Source organism: Marinobacter persicus (assembly GCF_900114155.1).
GTDB lineage: Bacteria > Pseudomonadota > Gammaproteobacteria > Pseudomonadales > Oleiphilaceae > Marinobacter > Marinobacter persicus.
The window spans coordinates 193,589-211,676 of sequence record NZ_FOSC01000005.1 but is presented as its reverse complement, the minus strand read 5'-3'; the positions used below and the strand labels follow the sequence as shown (position 1 = coordinate 211,676).

The following is an 18,088-nucleotide window of genomic DNA, read 5'->3' as shown; positions in this document are numbered from 1 at the left end:
GGAACGGCCTGAACACCACCTGTGGGGGGCGGGAGTCTGAATTCACCAATGGAGTTGCCCGCACGGAGTCGGTGGGTAGCGCTTTCCAAAACACGCTGTGAATACATCCCTGTAGCGCTCGAGCTCCGCCATCCATGGCTCCGCACGGTTTTGGAAAGCGCTACCCACCGCCTCCTGACCTAGGAGTACCGCCGTCTGGCACTTTTAGCATCCATCGCTTCCAAACGCTCGCGCTTCTCCGCCAGTTTGATTTCCAGCCCCCGTTTCACCGGCTGGTAATAGCGGCGCTGGTGAATGGCTTCCGGTAGGTAGCATTCGCCGGCGGCGTAGGCGTCCGGCTCGTCGTGGGCGTAGCGGTATTCGTCGCCGTGACCCAGGGTTTTCAGCAGTTTGGTGGGGGCGTTGCGCAGGTGTACCGGGACTTCGTAATCCGGATCCAGGCGTACATCGGCCATGGTCTGGTTGAAGGCTTTGTAGACGGCATTGCTTTTTGGCGCCAGGGCGATGTAGGTGACCGCCTGGGCCAGCGCCAGTTCGCCTTCCGGGGAGCCCAGGCGTTCCTGGGCGTCCCAGGCCTGCAGGGTGATTTGCAGGGCACGGGGGTCGGCGTTGCCGATGTCTTCGCTGGCGATGCGTACCAGCCGGCGGGCGATGTAAAGCGGATCACAACCGCCATCAAGCATCCGGCACAGCCAGTACAGGGAGCCGTCGGCGCTGGAGCCGCGCACGGATTTGTGCAGGGCGGAGATCTGGTCGTAGAACACGTCACCGCCCTTGTCGAAGCGCCGCAGGCTGGTTTGCAGCACCTGCTCGAGGGTGTGGGCGGTGACCCGGTTCAGGCCCTGCTCGTCCGGCTCGGCAAGGTCGGCGGAGATCTCCAGGATATTCAGCGCGCGGCGGGCATCGCCACCGGAGGCTTCGGCAATGGTTTCAAGAACCTCCTGCTCCACGGCCAGGCTGCCGTTAAAGCCGTTCGGGTCGTTCAGCGCCCGGTCCAGCAGGCGCAGGATGTCGTCCCGCTCCAGGTTCTTCAGCACGTACACGCGGGTTCGGGACAGGAGTGCGCTGTTCAGCTCGAACGACGGATTTTCGGTGGTGGCGCCCACGAAGATGAAGGTGCCGTCTTCAATGTGCGGCAGGAAGGCGTCCTGCTGGCTTTTGTTGAAGCGGTGCACCTCGTCAACAAACAACAGGGTGTCCTGGCCGTGGGACTGCTTGCGGTTGCGGGCCCGCTCGACCACCTCGCGAATGTCCTTGACGCCACTGAGCACGGCCGAGAGCGTCTCGTACGACAGGTTGCCGACATTCGCCAACAGGCGGGCGAAGGTGGTTTTACCTACCCCCGGCGGCCCCCACAGGATCATGGAATGCAGTTGGCCCTGTTCCACGGCCTTGCGCAGTGGTTTGCCCGGGCCCACGAGGTGAGTCTGACCGACATAATCGTCCAGGGTGGCAGGCCGCATGCGGGCTGCCAGCGGCTGGAAGCCGGTGTCCGGGGCGAACAGGCTGTCCTGCATCAGGGGTTGTCCCGGATAACGTCAACGCCCTCCGGGTAATCCAGGCGGAACACGTCGTTATCAATGGCCTCGTTCAGGGTGACGTTCTCGAAGCTGAGAATACTGAGCTGACCGAGTGAGTCTTCCATGCGCATTTCCTGCAAGACGCCGTCGCTGAAACTCAGGCGAAGCGAGGTAAACAGTGAATCCGCCGAACGGGGCACCAGGCGGAATTCCCGGACCTGGCTGCCAACACCGCGCTGGTAAACTTCATAGGTCTCGTGCAGGTTGTCAACCTCGCCACTCAACAGCAGCGCCGGGGTGCTTTGCACCTGGTCGTCCAGTTGGTGGATGGTTACCTGCTCCAGGTCGGGGTCGTACACTTCCACCGTATCGCCATTGCTGACAATAAACTGTTTCAGTGGGGCGCCGGTTTCCCAGTAGAAGCGGCCCGGCCGGCTGGCTTTCAGCTCACCCCGGGTTTCCTGTACCTGGGAGCCGCTGTCGTCCACAACGATCTGGATAAAGTCCGCCTGATAGCTTTCATAATCGCGGAGCATCTCGGCAAGCTGGCCGGCGGAAGCCCTGGAGGCTTCGTTTTCCGCGGCAACCGCCATCGGGGACAGCATTACCAGCATCCAGGCAAACACGGCAGTGAAACGTCGAATCATGGTCGTTCGGCTCCTAGTTTTTGGGAGGCGGTGGCGCCAGTACTTCTCTGGCGCCATTGTGGCCCGCGGGGCTGACAACGCCGGCGGCTTCCATGGCATCCACCAGGTTGGCCGCGCGGTTGTAGCCGATTTTGAATTTTCGCTGGACCGAGGAGATGGAGACCCGACGCCCTTCGGTGACAAACGCCACCGCTTCATCGAACAGGGCATCGCCTTCATCGCCACCACCACCCTCGGTGAGGGTCGGCACGCCCGGCAGATGCTCACTCTCGGCCCCGTTGAGCACGTCGTCAACGTATTCCGGTTCGCCCCGGGCTTTCCAGGCGCTGACCACGCGATGCACTTCATCGTCGTCCACAAATGCGCCGTGTACACGCACCGGCAGTCCGGAACCCGGCGGCAGGTAAAGCATGTCACCATGCCCCAGCAACTGTTCGGCGCCGCCCTGGTCCAGGACTGTCCGGGAGTCGATCTTGGACGACACCTGGAACGAGATGCGGGTCGGGATATTGGCCTTGATCAAACCGGTGATGACATCCACGGACGGCCGCTGGGTGGCCAGGATCAGGTGAATGCCGGCCGCCCTCGCCTTCTGGGCGATTCGGGCAATCAGCTCTTCCACTTTTTTGCCGACGATCATCATCATGTCGGCGAATTCATCAATCACCACCACGATGAACGGCAGGGTATCGAGTTCCGGGCGTTCCTGTTCGTCATTGGCCAGGTGGTCATCCGGCTTCCACAAGGGGTCCAGAAGCGGCTCGCCCTCGGCCCGCGCATCCCGGACCTTCTTGTTATAGCCGGCTATGTTCCGCACCCCCAGACTGGCCAGCAGCCGGTAGCGCCGCTCCATTTCCGCCACACACCAGCGCAGGGCGTTGGCGGCTTCCTTCATGTCGGTCACCACCGGCGCCAGCAGGTGCGGGATGCCCTCGTAAATGCTCAGTTCCAGCATTTTCGGGTCGACCATGATGAAGCGCACCTCATCCGGCGTGCTTTTCAGCAGCATGCTCAGAATCATGGCATTCACGCCCACCGATTTACCGGAACCGGTGGTACCGGCCACCAGCAAATGCGGCATTTTCGCCAGGTTGGCCACCATCGGGTTACCGCCGATGTCGTTACCCAGCGCCAGGGTCAGTGGCGAGGCGGACTCGGTGAACACCCGGGCGCCCAGCACCTCGCTCAGGCGCACCATGTCCCGCTGCTCATTGGGAATTTCGATACCCACCACGGACTTGCCGGGGATCACTTCCACCACCCGCACGCTCAGTACCGCCAGTGAGCGCGCCAGATCCTTCGCCAGGTTGGAGATTTTGCTGACTTTCACCCCCGGCGCGGGCTTGATTTCGAACCGGGTGATGACCGGGCCCGGGTTGACTTCCACCACTTCCACGGACACCCCGAAGTCCGCCAGTTTTTCTTCCAGCAGCCGCGACATGTGTTCGAGCGACTCCTCGGAATAGCCCATCTGCTTGTTCTGTTCCGGCGGGTCCAGCAAGGACAGCGGCGGAATGGTGGACTCCACGTCTTCCAGCAGGGACCCCTGCCGGCTTTTCGATTTCTTGTCAGGCCTGGCCGAGGTCTTGTCGTCGTCTTTTTTGAATGGCGAGATCTTCAGTGAACGGCCGGCTTTTTTGGCGCTGTCGGTCGACGGTTCCTCTCGGGCCCCTTCATCATCCACGGTGCTGTGCCCGGCACTGTCCGCGGAAATGTCTACGGCGCTGAAGCGCTCGAGCAGGGGCGGTTCCGGCGCCTCGGCTCCGAACGCCGGTTCTTTACGCTCGTTGCCGGTTTTGTCATTCCCCCCGTGAGCACTGTCCCGGCGCAGGAGACGCTGCCACCAGCGCAGAGCCCGGGCACTGTCTCCGGGCTGGTCGACCCCCAGGCGCTCCTGAGTCATCGGCTTTTCCGGCCGTTCGCCATCGGTTTCCCGGCGCTCGGTGAGCGCCTTGAGGCGCTTGCCGGCGGCCAGCGTCAGCGCACCGATCCTGTCCATGAGCCAGAACCAGGACAAACCAGTGGTGACCGTCAGGGCGAACAGGAAAATAGCGATCAGCAGGAGCGTGGTGGCCGGAAGGTTGAAAAACCGGATCATGGATTCGGACACGGCGGTGCCCAGTACGCCTCCGGAAGATACACCCAATCCAAATACGGAATACAAGGACAACAGGCTGGTGGCTGAAAGCAGAATGAGCACGAAACCACCAAAACGCACCATCACCAGCGGCCAGTGGATATCCAGCGGACGGGTGCGCAGGCGGATCAGGGCCACGGCCCAACCGGCAATGGTGAGGGGGAACAGCCAGGCCACATGGCCAAAGAGGTCCATGAGAAGGCTGGCCAGCCAGGCACCGGAACGCCCGGCGTGGTTGGACACCTGGGTTTCGTGACCCACGCTGGCCCAGCCCGGATCGGATGGGCTGAAGGTGAACAGGGCCATCACCAGGTAAATAGCCAGTACAATCAAGGCAATAACCGCGCCTTCCCTTGCGCCCTGTGTCATAAGGCGGCGAAAGCGCAGCTGCTTGTGGTTCTGTTCAGCGTCTGCCTGGTTCGCTTTGCCGGATTCCGCCATGGATGCTCTATTGGTTAATGGGTTTCGTCTTGCAGTGCCTGAAAGCCCCGTTGCAAATCGGTTTTCAGGTCGTCAATTGCCTCTATGCCCACCGACAGCCGGATCAGGCCCTCGGTAATGCCCGCCTTGTCTTTGTCTTCGGGCGACAGACGGCCATGCGTGGTGGTCGCCGGATGGGTGATGGTGGTTTTCACATCCCCCAGGTTAGCGGTTATCGATATCATCCGGGTGGCGTCGATAAAACACCAGGCCGGTTCGCGACCACCGGCCAGCTCGAACGACACTATTCCGCCAAAACCGCTTTGCTGGCGTTTGGCCAGGTCGTGCTGGGGGTGGCTTGGCAAGCCTGCGTAATAAACACGTGCCACCTCGGGTTGCTGTTCGAGCCATTGGGCCAACTCTAACGCATTGTCGCAGTGGGCGCGCATACGGATCGGTAAGGTTTCCAGGCCCTTCTGGAACACCCAGGCGTTGAACGGACTCATGGTCGGACCGGCGGAACGGATAAAGCCGTAGATCTCATCCAGGTAGCGGGCCGGGCCCACCACCACGCCGCCCACGCAGCGGCCCTGGCCATCCAGATACTTGGTGGCGGAATGAATCACCAGATCCGCCCCCAGCTCCAGTGGCCGCTGCAACACTGGCGTGCAGAAGCAGTTGTCGACCACCAGCAAGGCATCGCTGGCTTTTGCCAGCGCCGACAGCGCCGCCATATCGGCGACTTCGCACAGCGGGTTTGAGGGTGTTTCCAGGAACAGCATACGGGTTTCAGGTCTCACCGAGGCCTGCCACTCGTCCATGTTCGTCAGGCTGACGAAAGTGGTTTCCACTCCGAAACGGGCCATGTATTTCTGGAACAGGACGTTGGTGGTACCAAAAACGCCCCGGGAGCAGACCACATGATCACCGGCCTGCAGCAACGCCATGCAGGTACTCAGGATGGCGGCCATACCAGAAGCCGTGGCCACGGCTTTTTCTCCGCCTTCCATCGCCGCTATGCGGCCTTCAAAAGCCTGCACCGTGGGGTTGGTAAAGCGGGAGTAGATATTTCCCGGCTCGTCGCCACCAAAACGCGCGGCTGCCTGGGCCGCACTGCCATAGACAAAGCTTGATGTGGGAAAGATGGCATCACTGTGCTCGAGCTGCGCGGTGCGGATCTGTCCCGCCCTTACAGCCAGGGTATCCAGGGACATATCTTCCAGGTCGGATTCGGGAATCCACTGGTGTTCATCACGGCCAAAGGTCATACAAGGCTCCCGCTGGTTACCGGATCAGTTTTCATCGTTGTGCAGGTCAATGATGCCGTTATCCGAATCCATCATCTGCCCGGAAGAGCGCTTCTCATCATTGCGCATGTCTTCCAGCTTGCCCAGATAGGCCTCGTTCACATCGCCGGTGACGTAGTTGCCGGTGAAAACCGAACATTCCCAGCCATCGATGTCGTCATTGACATCGTTCACACAGGTAATCAGGTCCTCCAGGTCCTGATACACCAGCCAGTCGGCACCAATCAGCTCACCCACTTCCTCAACGGTGCGGCCATGGGCAATCAGCTCATTGGCGGACGGCATGTCGATGCCATACACGTTCGGGTAACGCACGGGGGGCGCGGCGGAGGCGAAGTACACCTTGCGGGCACCGGCATCCCGGGCCATCTGCACGATTTCCTTACAGGTGGTGCCACGCACGATGGAGTCGTCCACCAGCATCACATTCTTGCCCCGGAATTCCAGGTCGATCGGGTTCAGCTTCTGGCGCACCGACTTCTTGCGCATTTTCTGGCCCGGCATGATAAAGGTGCGGCCGATGTACCGGTTCTTGATAAACCCTTCGCGATATTTTACGCCCAGCTCATGGGCCATCTGCATAGCGGAGGTGCGGCTGGTGTCGGGGATGGGCATGATCACGTCGATGTCGTGTTCCGGCCGCTCACGCTGGATCTTCTCTGCCAGGGTTTCACCCATGCGCAGCCGTGCCTTGTACACCGACACCTTGTCCATGATGGAGTCCGGCCGGGCAAAATACACGTGCTCGAAAATGCAGGGATACAGCTTGGGGTTTTCGGCGCACTGTTCGGTGTAAAGGGTGCCATCCGTTTCGATGTAGACCGCTTCGCCCGGCGCGATATCACGGACCAGAGTGAAACCGGCAGCGTTCAGGGCAACGCTTTCCGAGGCGATCATGTACTCCTTCTGGCCATTCTCGTCTTCCCGGACACCATAACAGGCCGGGCGAATGCCGTTCGGATCACGGAAACCGACAATGCCGTAACCGGTGATCATGGCAATCACGCCGTAGGCGCCACGACAACGCTTGTGGACAGCGCGAACCGCGGTAAAAATCTCGTCTTTGGTGGGGTTCAGCTTGCCCTGTTTCTGCAGCTCGTGTGCGAAGACATTGAGCAGCACCTCGGAGTCGGAATTGGTATTGATGTGCCGCAGATCGGTGCGGAACAGGTCACTGCTCAACTCGTCGGCATTGGTCAGGTTGCCGTTATGGGCCAGTGTGATGCCATAGGGGCTGTTGACGTAAAACGGCTGGGCCTCGGCGGAGCTGGAGCTGCCGGCTGTCGGGTAACGCACATGACCGATACCAACATTGCCCACCAGCCGGCGCATGTGGCGAGTATGGAACACGTCCCGAACCAGGCCGTTGTCCTTGCGCAGAAAAAAGCGGTTATCCTGATAGGTAACGATACCCGCTGCGTCCTGGCCACGGTGTTGAAGCACAGTCAGTGCATCATAGAGAAGCTGGTTGACGTTGGAACTGCTGACAATACCGACAATGCCACACATGGCTGGACAAATCTCCGAGTGTAAAACTGAATGTTAACGGCTTGCGGGCACGCCGTACGTACCCGTTATTTCTGAACTTCCACTAGCCTTCGGCGCTTTCCGGCGCCGGCGCAAGCCAGCGACCAAACTCGTCACCGAAGGTGCGGCGTGACCAATCCTCGACCACCGACAGATGATTGATCATAACCGACGTCCGCCACCAGGTATCTTCCGACAGCGGTGTATAACGGGTGAAGGCAATGGCCACAACCACTACCACCACGCCCCGCAACAGGCCGAACCCCATCCCCAGAACACGATCGGTGGGCGACAGGCCGGTGGCCTTTACCAGCGTACCGATCATGTTGTTGATGATGGCGCCGACAATCAGGGTTCCGAAGAACAGAATGGCGAACGCCGCCACCAACCGCACCAGCGGGGTCTCCACGGTGCTTGCCAGCAGGCCCTGCATCTGCGGGTGAAAGGCACGGGCAATGATAAAAGCGCCAATCCAGGTCACCAGCGACAGCGCTTCCTTGACGAAACCCCGCTTCAGACTGATGAGGGTGGAAACGGTAATGAGGGTGATTATGACCCAGTCAATCCAGATCAGCGCTTGCATGAGAATCCTGGTGGCATTGAGAAGACGCGGATTTTAACAGGAAACCGGGTCACACCAAACTGTCGGCAGTGCGGCGGGGCCGATTTCCCGTTATTTGCCACCCCGAGTGACCAGGCTGTCGAGCTTGAAGGCATCGTCCAGGCGTTTCTTGGCCTTCTCGGCGTCAGCTTTATCGGCGAATGGGCCGCTGAACACGCGGGTAAGCTGCTTATCCCCCCGATTGCTCACCTGAAGGTGGGCGTCGTAGCCCAGCTCAATCACTTCATCACGAAGGTTGCGCGCGTTGTCAGCATTACCAAAACTGCCGAGCTGGACCACCCAGGCACCTTCCAGCGAGCGGGTAAATTCGGCGGAACCGGGCGCTTCGGCCGGAGTTTCCTCCACCATTTCGGTGGCATCTTCCAGTTGTTCCGGGTCTTCAATCAGGCGGTAGTCGCCGGAGCCCTCCTGCCCGGCCGGCGCTCCTTCGGTCTCGACCACAGGCGCTTGTTCCGTGGCTTCCGCAAGGTCACTGTCCCGCTGCTGACCGCTCTGCTGAACGGTTGCCGGCTCATTGTCCAGGCCGTAATCCCTGGTCTCCGATGCGGGCTCCTCGGGCATATCCACTTCCGGGAAAGGCGGCTCCTCGGGGATGGTGATGGGTGTAGACTGCCGCTCGGAATGCGGCTCATCGAAAATCATGGGTACGAAAATCACCGCCAGACACACCAGAACCAGCGCGCCAATGATGCGTTGCTTTAATCCGTCCACCAGGAAGACTCCCGTCGGTAACCTGTTTCAGTATGATACTAGCAGATTTCAGCGTGATGCTGGCAAAGCGCCCTGGCCTCCGCCACGGTGAAAAACGATCCGAAGACAATCACAATGTCTTCCGGAGCTGCATCGCGTCTGGCCTGATCAAGCGCCTCCGCCACGCTGACAAAAGCATGACCGGGCCCGATTTCAGACTGGGCTGCCCTGGCCTGCAGCTCATCGGCACTCAGCCCCCTGGGCACATCCAGACCAGCAAAGTACCAGATGTCCACCACCGGCTTCATGGCGGCCATCACTCCCGCAGTATCCTTGTCGGCGAGCGCACCGTAAACACCCCGAACGGTACCGTAATCAGCACGTAATGCTTCCAGCTTACCGGCCAGCCATCGGGCTGCATGAGGATTGTGCCCCACATCCAGCACCACCAGCGGCGAGTTTTGCAACTGCTCGAAGCGTCCGGGCACACGGATACCGGCCAGGGTGGCTTCTATCTGTTCAGCCGACAACTGCGGTACAAGTTTTCTGGCCAGCACAACAGCACCGGCCACGCTTTCGACCGGCAGCGGGCCGGCCGGCAGCCGGTAACTCTCAGAGCCAAGCACCAGCGCCACCCGGTCCCGCTCGGGCAGGGGCTGTATCTGGTAATCACGGCCCGTGAGCTGCAGTTGCACTTTCTGGGCCGAAGCCTGCTGGAGCACCGATGGCGGCGGGGACGGGTCCGCACACACTGCATCAATACCCGGGCGCAGAATACCGGCCTTTTCGAAGCCGATAACGTTCCGGTTATCGCCAAGGAACCCGATATGATCTATATCCACCGCCGTGATCATGGCGTAGTTGGCGTCCAGTACGTTCACCGCGTCCAGCCGGCCGCCCAGGCCTACTTCGAGGATCCAGTCCTGCACACCGGCCTCGGCAAATGCCACGAACGCCGCCAGTGTGCCAAATTCAAAATAGGTTAATGGAACGCTGCCCCGGGCCTCCTCAACCTGCCCGAAGGCACGAATCAGTGACGCGTCGTCAATATCAGCGCCATTCAGGCGAACCCGTTCGTTGTATCGCTCAAGATGGGGAGAGGTATAGGCACCGGTTGTTCGGCCGGCGGCCAGCAGTAACCGCTCGAGTGTGGTTACCGCCGTACCTTTACCGTTGGTGCCTGCCACGGTGATGATCCGGGCGCCGGGATTGCGGGGGAATAACCGGCGCAAGACAACCAGCACCCGGTCCAGGCCAAGCTCAATTTCGGCGGGATGGATGGCTTCAAGATACTGAAGCCATTGATCGACGGAAGCGCCGGCCCCCGGACGGGACACCGACGCCTCCCGGGACTCACTGCCCTTCGGATTCATCGGATTCCGGTTTTTCGGAAACTTCAAATTCGATGGGTTCTTCAGTGCCCGGCTTTTCCTGGTTGTTGAACTTGGCCAGCAGGTGGGCAATGCGCTCGCGCATCTGGTGGCGGTGCAGGATCATGTCGATGGCACCATGTTCCAGCAGGAATTCAGCGCGCTGGAAGCCTTCCGGCAGTTTCTCGCGAACGGTTTGCTCGATCACCCGCGGACCGGCAAAGCCGATCAGTGCGTAGGGCTCGGCAATATTGAGATCACCCAGCATGGCGAGACTGGCGGACACGCCACCGAACACCGGATCGGTCATCACCGACACATAAGGAATACCTTCTTCCTTCAAGCGCTCCAGGACAGCGGAGGTCTTGGCCATTTGCATCAGCGACAGGATTGCTTCCTGCATACGCGCGCCACCACTGGCGGAGAAGCAAACCAGCGGAATGCGGTGTTCGAGGGCCACGTTGGCGGCCTGAACGAATTTCTCGCCCACGACCTGGCCCATGGAACCACCCAGGAAGTTGAATTCGAACGCGCATGCCACCAGCGGCACACCCATGGTGGTGCCGCGCATGGCAACCAGCGCGTCTTTCTCACCGGTGGCCTTCTGGGCCGCGGACAGTCGGTCTTTATAGCGCTTGCTGTCCTTGAACTTCAGGCGGTCGTATGGCTCGAGTTCTGCACCGATTTCTTCCCGGCCATCAGCGTCCAGGAATATATCCAGCCGGCGACGGGCCGGTACGCGCAGGTGATGATTACACTTCGGACACACGTCCAGGTTCTTTTCCAGCTCGGGCTTGTAAAGGAACGCGCCACACTTGGGACACTTTTTCCACAAACCTTCAGGTACGCCGGTACGTTGCCGTGATTCCGAGCGAATCTTGCTCGGCATAATCTTTTCAAGCCAGTTACTCATGCTCTCATCCTGTCCTTTGAAGCCTGGATGGTGTCTGCTCAGGTGACCTGGTTGTCCAGAGCTTCACGCATCGGGTGCAACAGATCAGTGAGCGCCTGATTCAGGGCTGCGGGATCTGTCTGATGTACCGCTATTGTATTCACCAGAACACTGCCAACAATTACACCATCGGATACTTTGCCAACAGCGGCGGCTGTTTTTGCATCGCGAATACCGAAACCCACGCCAACCGGCAGGGCGGTCAATTCGTGTACATGGGCCACTTTTCTGGCCACTTCATCAACATCAATGCTGGCGGAGCCGGTCACGCCCTTGATGGATACATAATACACATATCCGGAGGAATGCTCAGCAATAGCGCGGATACGATCGTCGGTGGTGGTCGGTGCCAGCAGGAAAATGGGATCAAGGTCACGCTCGGCGAACAGCGGCGCGACTTCGTCCGCCTCTTCCGGGGGCAAGTCCACGGTCAACACACCATCAACGCCTGCCTGCGCAGCGGCATCGGCAAACTCCCGATACCCCATGGCCACCATCGGGTTCAGGTACCCCATCAGCACGACCGGCGTCTTGGTGTCGGTCTTGCGGAACTCCCGGACCATGCCGATCACCTGCCGCAGCGACGTGCCATGCTTCAGGGCCCGTTCACAGGCCAGCTGGATCACCGGGCCGTCGGCCATGGGGTCGGAAAATGGTACGCCCAGCTCGATAATATCCGCGCCGGCAGCCGCCAGTGTGTGCATCAGTTCAACGGTCTGATCGGGGTGCGGGTCACCGGCGGTGATATAGGGAATCAGGGCCTTGCGACCCTGCTCTTTCAAGGATTTTAATACGCCTTCAATACGGCTCATGCCTGCTCCTGTTGCAATCAGATCTCTATGCCATCGAGTTCCGCGACGGTGTGGATGTCTTTGTCACCCCGGCCGGAGATATTGATCACCACGATCTGGTCTTTGTCCATGCCGGCGGCCAGTTTCTGGGCATAAGCGACGGCATGTGAGGTTTCCAGTGCCGGCATGATGCCCTCCACGCGGGTCAGGGTCCGGAAGCCAGCGAGGGCCTCGTCGTCGGTCACGGACACATAATTGGCACGACCGATGTCTTTCAGCCAGGAGTGCTCCGGACCAACCCCCGGATAGTCCAGCCCGGCACTGACAGAATGGGTGCCGGCAATCTGGCCGTTCTCGTCTTCCATCAGGTAAGTGCGGTTGCCATGCAATACACCGGGGCGACCGGCGCACAGGGGCGCGGCGTGCTGGCCGGTTTCGATGCCCAGGCCGCCCGCTTCCACGCCGTACAGTTCAACACTTTCGTCGGAAAGGAACGGGTAGAACATACCGATGGCGTTGGAGCCGCCACCCACACAGGCCACCAGAGCGTCCGGCAGTTTGCCGGTTTTCTCCAGGCACTGGCGGCGGGTTTCACGGCCAATCACCGACTGGAAATCCCGCACCAGCAGCGGATACGGATGGGGGCCGGCGACCGTGCCGATGATGTAGAAGGTGTCGTCCACGTTCGCCACCCAGTCGCGCATGGCATCATTCATGGCATCTTTCAGGGTTTTGGTGCCGCTTTCAACCGCATGAACAGTTGCGCCCAGCAACTTCATGCGGAACACGTTCAGGGATTGCCGCTTCACATCGGAAGCACCCATGAACACATGGCATTCCAGCCCCAATCGCGCACACACGGTGGCGGTGGCCACGCCATGTTGTCCCGCACCGGTTTCGGCAATGATACGTTTCTTGCCCAGGAACGCGGCCAACAGCGCCTGGCCAATGGTGTTGTTCACCTTGTGGGCACCCGTGTGGTTGAGGTCTTCCCGCTTGAGCCAGATTTGCGCACCACCGGTTTCCCGGGTCAGTCGCTCGGCAAAATAAAGCGGGCTCGGCCGGCCCACGTAATCGGCCAGGTCCTGGTCGAATGCGGCCTGGAAGTCGGGATCCTCTTTCAGACGCAGGTATTCTTTTTCCAGCGTCATCAACGAGTCCATCAGGGTTTCCGAGACAAAACGGCCACCAAAGTCACCAAAGTGGCCCCGGGCATCCGGAAACGCCTTCAACATTTCTTCAGTCAGTTTTACAGACACGGCGTACCTCGTTGAAAAATTCAGTTAGTTTGGTGGCGTCTTTCTTGCCCTTGGCGGATTCCACTCCACCGCTGACATCAACCGCCCAGGGGCGAACCTGCCCGATGGCGCCGGCCACGTTAGCAGATGACAAACCACCGGCCAATATCAGCGGAATGGGCCTTTCCTTCGGTATCAGGTCCCAGTTGAAAGATTGCCCGGTGCCGCCGTAACGTTGCGGATCCCAGGCGTCGACAAGCAAACCGGAGGCATTTGCATATTGCCCGAATGCCATCTCGATCTGGCCCGCCTCGCGCACCCGGACGGCTTTGATCCAGCGCCGTCCAAAGCTGTTACAGAACTGCGGGGATTCATCACCATGGAACTGCAGCAGATCCAGTGGCACCTGGTCCAGCACTTGCCGCACCTCATCGACCGGGGGATTGACAAACAGACCGGTCAGAGTGACAAAGGCCGGAACGCGGGCGGCCAGCGCCTTAGCCTGATCGATAGTCACGGATCTCGGGCTGGGCTGGTAAAACACCAGACCGATGGCATCGGCACCTGCTGCAACGGCCGCATCAATGTCTTCGGGGCGGGTTAGCCCGCAGATTTTCACCCGTGTGATCATTCCGCCGTCACCTTGCGTTTGGGATGAATATGGGTTGGTGCAATCGGCCGATTGGCCTGCTCGCCCATCCAGGGTGCAACAAAAGCCGGTCCGCAGGCAGCAGCGGGAATCCGGTATTGTTCGGGATAGCCAACATCCACCAGATAAAGACCCGGCGCCGGCGCAGTCACCCCTGCCTTGCGCCGATCCCTGGTTTCCAGCACCTCTGCGACCCAGCTTTCGGGCTGCTTGCCGGAACCAACCGCCATCAGGGCACCGGCGATATTGCGTACCATGTGGTGCAGGAAGGCGTTGGCCTGCACATCTATTACGACAAAACTGCCACAACGGGTTACCGTTATCTTCTCCATATACCGGACCGGTGTCCGGGACTGGCAGCCGGCCGCCTGAAAAGAAGAGAAATCATGCTCACCCAGCAGCGCCTGGGCGGCGCGGTGCATTTTATCCTCGTCGAGCGGGCGGAAGGTCCAGCTCACCTGGCCGCGCTGTATGCCCGGGCGCACCGGATGGTTGTAGATAACGTATCGGTACCGGCGGTAAATGGCGGAAAAACGCGCGTGGAAGTCATCAACACCGTTACCGGCCCAGTGTACCGCAATATCGTCCGGCAGTGCTGTGTTTATGCCCATCACCCAGGAGCGCAGCGTGCGCACCGACGGGGTGTCGAAGTGAGCTACCTGAAAGCTGGCATGCACACCGGCATCGGTGCGCCCTGCACAGACCAGATCCACCGGATGGTCTGCCACCCTGGCGACGGCCTTGGACAATTCCGCTTCAACGGAGCGCACGCCGCTTTTCTGCTGTTGCCAGCCATGGAAAGCGCGGCCGTCGTACTCGAAGGCAATCGCAACGCGGCCATTACCAATGTCGTGATCGGATATCAGGGGCTGAGGGGTAAGAAACAAATTTTGACCCGGAAAATGTAAATTCAGAAACACAAAGCGCCGGCCCATGGCCGGCGCTTTGCCTGCTGAGAAGGATTATAACGAATCAGGAAAGATTTTTAAGAAGCTCCTGGGCTTCGGCTTTCTGCTCGTCATTACCTTCCAGCGCGACTTCCTCAAGGATATCACGGGCACCCTCGCTGTCACCCATTTCGACATAGGCACGGGCCAGGTCCAGTTTGGTGGCGGCTTCATCGGTACCAGCCAGGAAGTCAAAGTCGTCATCGTCGCCGAGATCGCTTTCATCCAGGTCAAGCGGAGATGCCGGCTCACCTTCCCCGGATTCAGAGCCGGCTTCGACCGGTGATTCAGGCGATTCCTGATCACCGTTGTCGCTCTCTTCAGTTTCCCCGGGTTCCGCTTCGGCCTGACCAGATCCTTCGTCGGATGCTGCCACCTCTTCATCAAGAGACGGAATATCGTCTTCGTCGGAGAGTTCGTCCATGATTGCCAGGTCTTCCTCGGACAGATCCATGTCCAGACTGTCAAACTCGTCTTCGAGGGACTCAACAGCCTGTTCCGGTTCCTCGTGCTGGTCCTGCTCCGGTGTCAACCCCGACACTTCTTCGGCGCCTGAGGGCTGATCGTCCTCGCCGGATACTTTGTCGATTTCCGCATCCAGTTCATCCAGGAAGGAGTCGTCCAGGGTTTGCGGACCAACGGAGAGCTCGTCTTCAAGGGAGTCGGCTTCTGCGGCCTCCGGCTTTTCCGATTCAGTTTCTTCGAATTCCGACGCCAGGTCCTGCAATTCGGGCGATTCATCCAGCTCAAATTCGGAGCTCTGCTCGAATTCCAGAGCGTTGTCGTCAGCCACTTGCGTTTCAGTGGCTTCCGTTCCTTCATTCGGCTTCTCAGAGCTTTCCTCGTCACTCAGATCAAAATCCAGTGAACCGAAGTCCGGCTCCTCCAGATCGGAATCTTCGGCCTCTTCTTTCGAGGTTTCGTCCTCCAGCTCATCCAGAGAAAGATCAAACTCCATCGACTCCTCAGAGGCATCGGTACGTTCTTCCAGATCTTTCTCAAAGCTTTCGGCGGATTCGTTTTCGAGGCTCGGCTCCGGGGCCTGCTCTTCTTCACCTTCAAATACATTTTCCGAACGAAGCTGGGACTCCAGGTCATCAATGCTGGGACCTGCCTCGTCCTCTTCCATGCGATTGCGCAGCTCGTCAGCACGGGCCGTGGCCTCTTCATCCTCCAGCGCTGCCAGTTCGTTGTACTGCTTGTCGAACGACTCGGCGTCCTGGCTGTCGGCGTAAACACCGAGCAGTTTCAGGCGCAGATCGCTGCGGCTCGGTTCACGGGAGATGGCGTTTTCCAGCACCTGGGCAGCCTGCGGGTACTGCCCAAAGCCCAGGTACTTGTCGGCCTCCGCCATTGCATCCGGCTGCTCTTCGGCAACCGCCGGCGCCGCTTCCTGTCCGGATTCCAGATCAATATTGCCTTCACCGGTATCCTGGGCTTCCTCGTCAGCAAACTGCTCGAAGAACTCCTTTTCCTTGGCGGCCTGCCGGCGACGCAGCAACAGCAACACCAGAAGCAGCAGCACCAGAACACCACCCAGCGCCATCTGGTACATGGGGTTGGTCATGATGGCGTCAATAATGTTGCCCGGGAATGGCTTCTGGGCCGGTGCTGCGGGCTGGGCCGGTTCCGGCGCGGTTTCAGGAGCTGCCTGCTGCTCCTGGGCCTGAGGTTCTGCTGCAGCGTCAGACTCATCAGCGAAGGTTTCCTGATCATCCGCCTGCTGAGCGGCTGACTCGTCCCCGGATTGGGTCGGCTGGCCTTCCGCCTCTGAAGATTCGTCCTCACCGGCGGTCGGCTGGTCGGCACTCGGCTGTTCGCTGTCATCGCCGGACACCCCAGCCTGCCCGGAAGTGTCTTCTTCCGTTGCGCCGGAAGGCGCAGCAGCCTGTTCAGCTTGCTCGGCTTCTTCCGCCGTCATGCCCTGCAAATCAGCCAACTGGTTATCTTTCAGCTCAAGCAGGCGTTGCAGGGTCTGGACCTGCTCCTGCAAATCCTGCAGGCGACTGTCCAGCTCCTGGTTTTCCCGGCGCAAAGCGTCCATTTCTTCCGCCGCCACGGCAGCACCGGCGTCCTGTCCGCCGGCCTGTTCACCATCACCACCGGCAGAAGCACCGTCTTCCGTATCGCGGGCCTCGGTTTCGGTCTCTTCCGCAACCAGCAGCTTCAGTTCGCTGTCCTGGGCTGCGGCCTCACCCGCCCCGCCGGCTGCTTGCTGGGTTTCCCCTTCCGGAGCAGATTCCGGTGTGGCCTCCTGTGCGGGAGCGCGGAACTCTTGGTTCTGGCGGGCTACCAGGCGGTCAGCCTCGGCACGGCTGCGGCTGCGAATCTGTTCCTCGGACGGAGCGCGCAGAACCTGCCCCTGCATCAGCCGGTTAATGTTGCCGCCCATGAACGCATTGGGGTTCTCGTCCTGAATGGCCAGCATCATCTGGTGCATGGACACGGACGAATCGGGGCGCATCTCCCTGGCAATGGACCACAGGGTATCCGATGCCCGGGTCGGCCCGTAACTGTCTGCCTCACCATCACCGTAACCGCGCGACAGGGAGCTCTCGGCCTCAGCCTGACGACGGCGAGATTCCTCACTGCGCCGGGGCTCCGGTTCCCTTGCGGAAGCAGTCGGTGCGGCCACGGACTCCTCCATGCCGGATTCTTCCGCGTAAACCGGCGGGTCCACGAGTACCGCGTATTCGCGCATCAGCCGGCCATTCGGCCAGGTCAATTCCAGCAGGAAGTTCAGGTAGGGTTCGCGAAGGGGTTCGCGGGAGGTCACATCGATGCGAAGGCCACCATCAGGGCCGGTGACCACATTGAATTTCAGTTTGCTCAGAAAGGCGTCACGATCAAGGCCGACCCGCTCGTAAGCTTCTTCCGGCGCCACGTTGACGTACACATCGGCAGGATTGACGCCCTGGCTTTGTCGGAGCGTAATTTCCGCATCCAGGGGTTCATTCAGCCATGACTGGAGTTCAATTTCGCCCAGTCCCAGGGCATTTGCCATCCCGGAGCCAAGCCCTCCCGCCAGCGCCAGGGCAACCGCAAGCTTGCGTACCTTCATGCTTTTTCCTTTCCAGTCTCCGTTATTCTTCACTGCTGAATATCAACAGAATCGGACGAGGTTAAATATTGTTAGATCAAGCAAGTATTGTTGATTAATTCCCTTTTATCAATCAATCAGACGCATTCCTTGCACTGTTTTGAGATATATCAGACGGAACTTGTTAACCTCGCTGAAAAATAACAGGGGCGAGCACTGAAAGCAGCACCC

General features: G+C 60.0%; 14 protein-coding genes. All 14 read right to left on the bottom strand.

Annotated elements, in window-relative coordinates:
• Positions 1-179 precede the first annotated feature (179 nt).
• The 14 genes from BMZ63_RS07305 to BMZ63_RS07240 all read right to left on the bottom strand — a co-directional run bounded on the left by BMZ63_RS07305 (position 180) and on the right by BMZ63_RS07240 (position 17,878).
• Positions 180-1,517 carry a replication-associated recombination protein A gene (locus BMZ63_RS07305; RefSeq protein ID WP_091703697.1) on the bottom strand — a complete coding sequence of 446 codons (1,338 nt, stop codon included), beginning with the start codon at positions 1,515-1,517 and terminating at the stop codon, positions 180-182.
• On the bottom strand, positions 1,517-2,167 hold the full coding sequence (lolA, locus tag BMZ63_RS07300) for an outer membrane lipoprotein periplasmic chaperone LolA (protein WP_091703694.1): 651 nt from the start codon (positions 2,165-2,167) through the stop codon (positions 1,517-1,519). The genes BMZ63_RS07305 and lolA overlap by 1 nt, the downstream gene beginning before the upstream one ends.
• Positions 2,168-2,180: 13 nt before the next feature.
• Complete coding sequence (locus BMZ63_RS07295) at positions 2,181-4,745, bottom strand: DNA translocase FtsK (RefSeq protein WP_091703692.1); 2,565 nt, start codon at positions 4,743-4,745, stop codon at positions 2,181-2,183.
• A 14-nt stretch (positions 4,746-4,759) separates the two neighbouring features.
• Positions 4,760-5,992 carry an O-succinylhomoserine sulfhydrylase gene (locus tag BMZ63_RS07290; protein WP_091703690.1) on the bottom strand — a complete coding sequence of 411 codons (1,233 nt, stop codon included), beginning with the start codon at positions 5,990-5,992 and terminating at the stop codon, positions 4,760-4,762.
• Positions 5,993-6,016: 24 nt separating this feature from the next.
• On the bottom strand, positions 6,017-7,540 hold the full coding sequence (gene purF, locus BMZ63_RS07285) for an amidophosphoribosyltransferase (protein WP_091703687.1): 1,524 nt from the start codon (positions 7,538-7,540) through the stop codon (positions 6,017-6,019).
• An 82-nt stretch (positions 7,541-7,622) separates the two neighbouring features.
• Positions 7,623-8,141 (bottom strand): CvpA family protein, encoded by a 519-nt coding sequence (locus BMZ63_RS07280; RefSeq protein WP_091703684.1) that lies wholly within the window; start codon positions 8,139-8,141, stop codon positions 7,623-7,625.
• 90 nt (positions 8,142-8,231) lie between these two features.
• A complete protein-coding gene (locus BMZ63_RS07275) occupies positions 8,232-8,891 on the bottom strand; it encodes an SPOR domain-containing protein (protein WP_091703682.1) in 660 nt (219 codons plus the stop codon).
• A 38-nt stretch (positions 8,892-8,929) separates the two neighbouring features.
• Entirely contained in the window at positions 8,930-10,243 is a 1,314-nt protein-coding gene (gene folC / locus BMZ63_RS07270) for a bifunctional tetrahydrofolate synthase/dihydrofolate synthase (RefSeq protein ID WP_091703679.1), read from the bottom strand.
• Positions 10,224-11,153, bottom strand: coding sequence for an acetyl-CoA carboxylase, carboxyltransferase subunit beta (accD, locus tag BMZ63_RS07265; protein ID WP_091703676.1), 930 nt, complete (start codon positions 11,151-11,153; stop codon positions 10,224-10,226). The genes folC and accD overlap by 20 nt, the downstream gene beginning before the upstream one ends.
• A gap of 38 nt (positions 11,154-11,191) precedes the next feature.
• Positions 11,192-12,004, bottom strand: a complete 813-nt coding sequence (trpA, locus tag BMZ63_RS07260) for a tryptophan synthase subunit alpha (protein WP_091703673.1) — start codon at positions 12,002-12,004, stop codon at positions 11,192-11,194.
• Positions 12,005-12,021: 17 nt separating this feature from the next.
• Positions 12,022-13,230, bottom strand: coding sequence for a tryptophan synthase subunit beta (gene trpB / locus BMZ63_RS07255; RefSeq protein ID WP_244888388.1), 1,209 nt, complete (start codon positions 13,228-13,230; stop codon positions 12,022-12,024).
• Positions 13,223-13,852, bottom strand: a complete 630-nt coding sequence (locus tag BMZ63_RS07250; RefSeq protein ID WP_091703668.1) for a phosphoribosylanthranilate isomerase — start codon at positions 13,850-13,852, stop codon at positions 13,223-13,225. Before BMZ63_RS07250 ends, trpB begins: the two co-directional genes overlap by 8 nt.
• Positions 13,849-14,757, bottom strand: coding sequence for a tRNA pseudouridine(38-40) synthase TruA (gene truA, locus BMZ63_RS07245; protein WP_091703820.1), 909 nt, complete (start codon positions 14,755-14,757; stop codon positions 13,849-13,851). Before truA ends, BMZ63_RS07250 begins: the two co-directional genes overlap by 4 nt.
• An 85-nt stretch (positions 14,758-14,842) precedes the next feature.
• A complete protein-coding gene (locus BMZ63_RS07240; protein WP_091703666.1) occupies positions 14,843-17,878 on the bottom strand; it encodes a FimV/HubP family polar landmark protein in 3,036 nt (1,011 codons plus the stop codon).
• Positions 17,879-18,088: the final 210 nt, after the last annotated feature.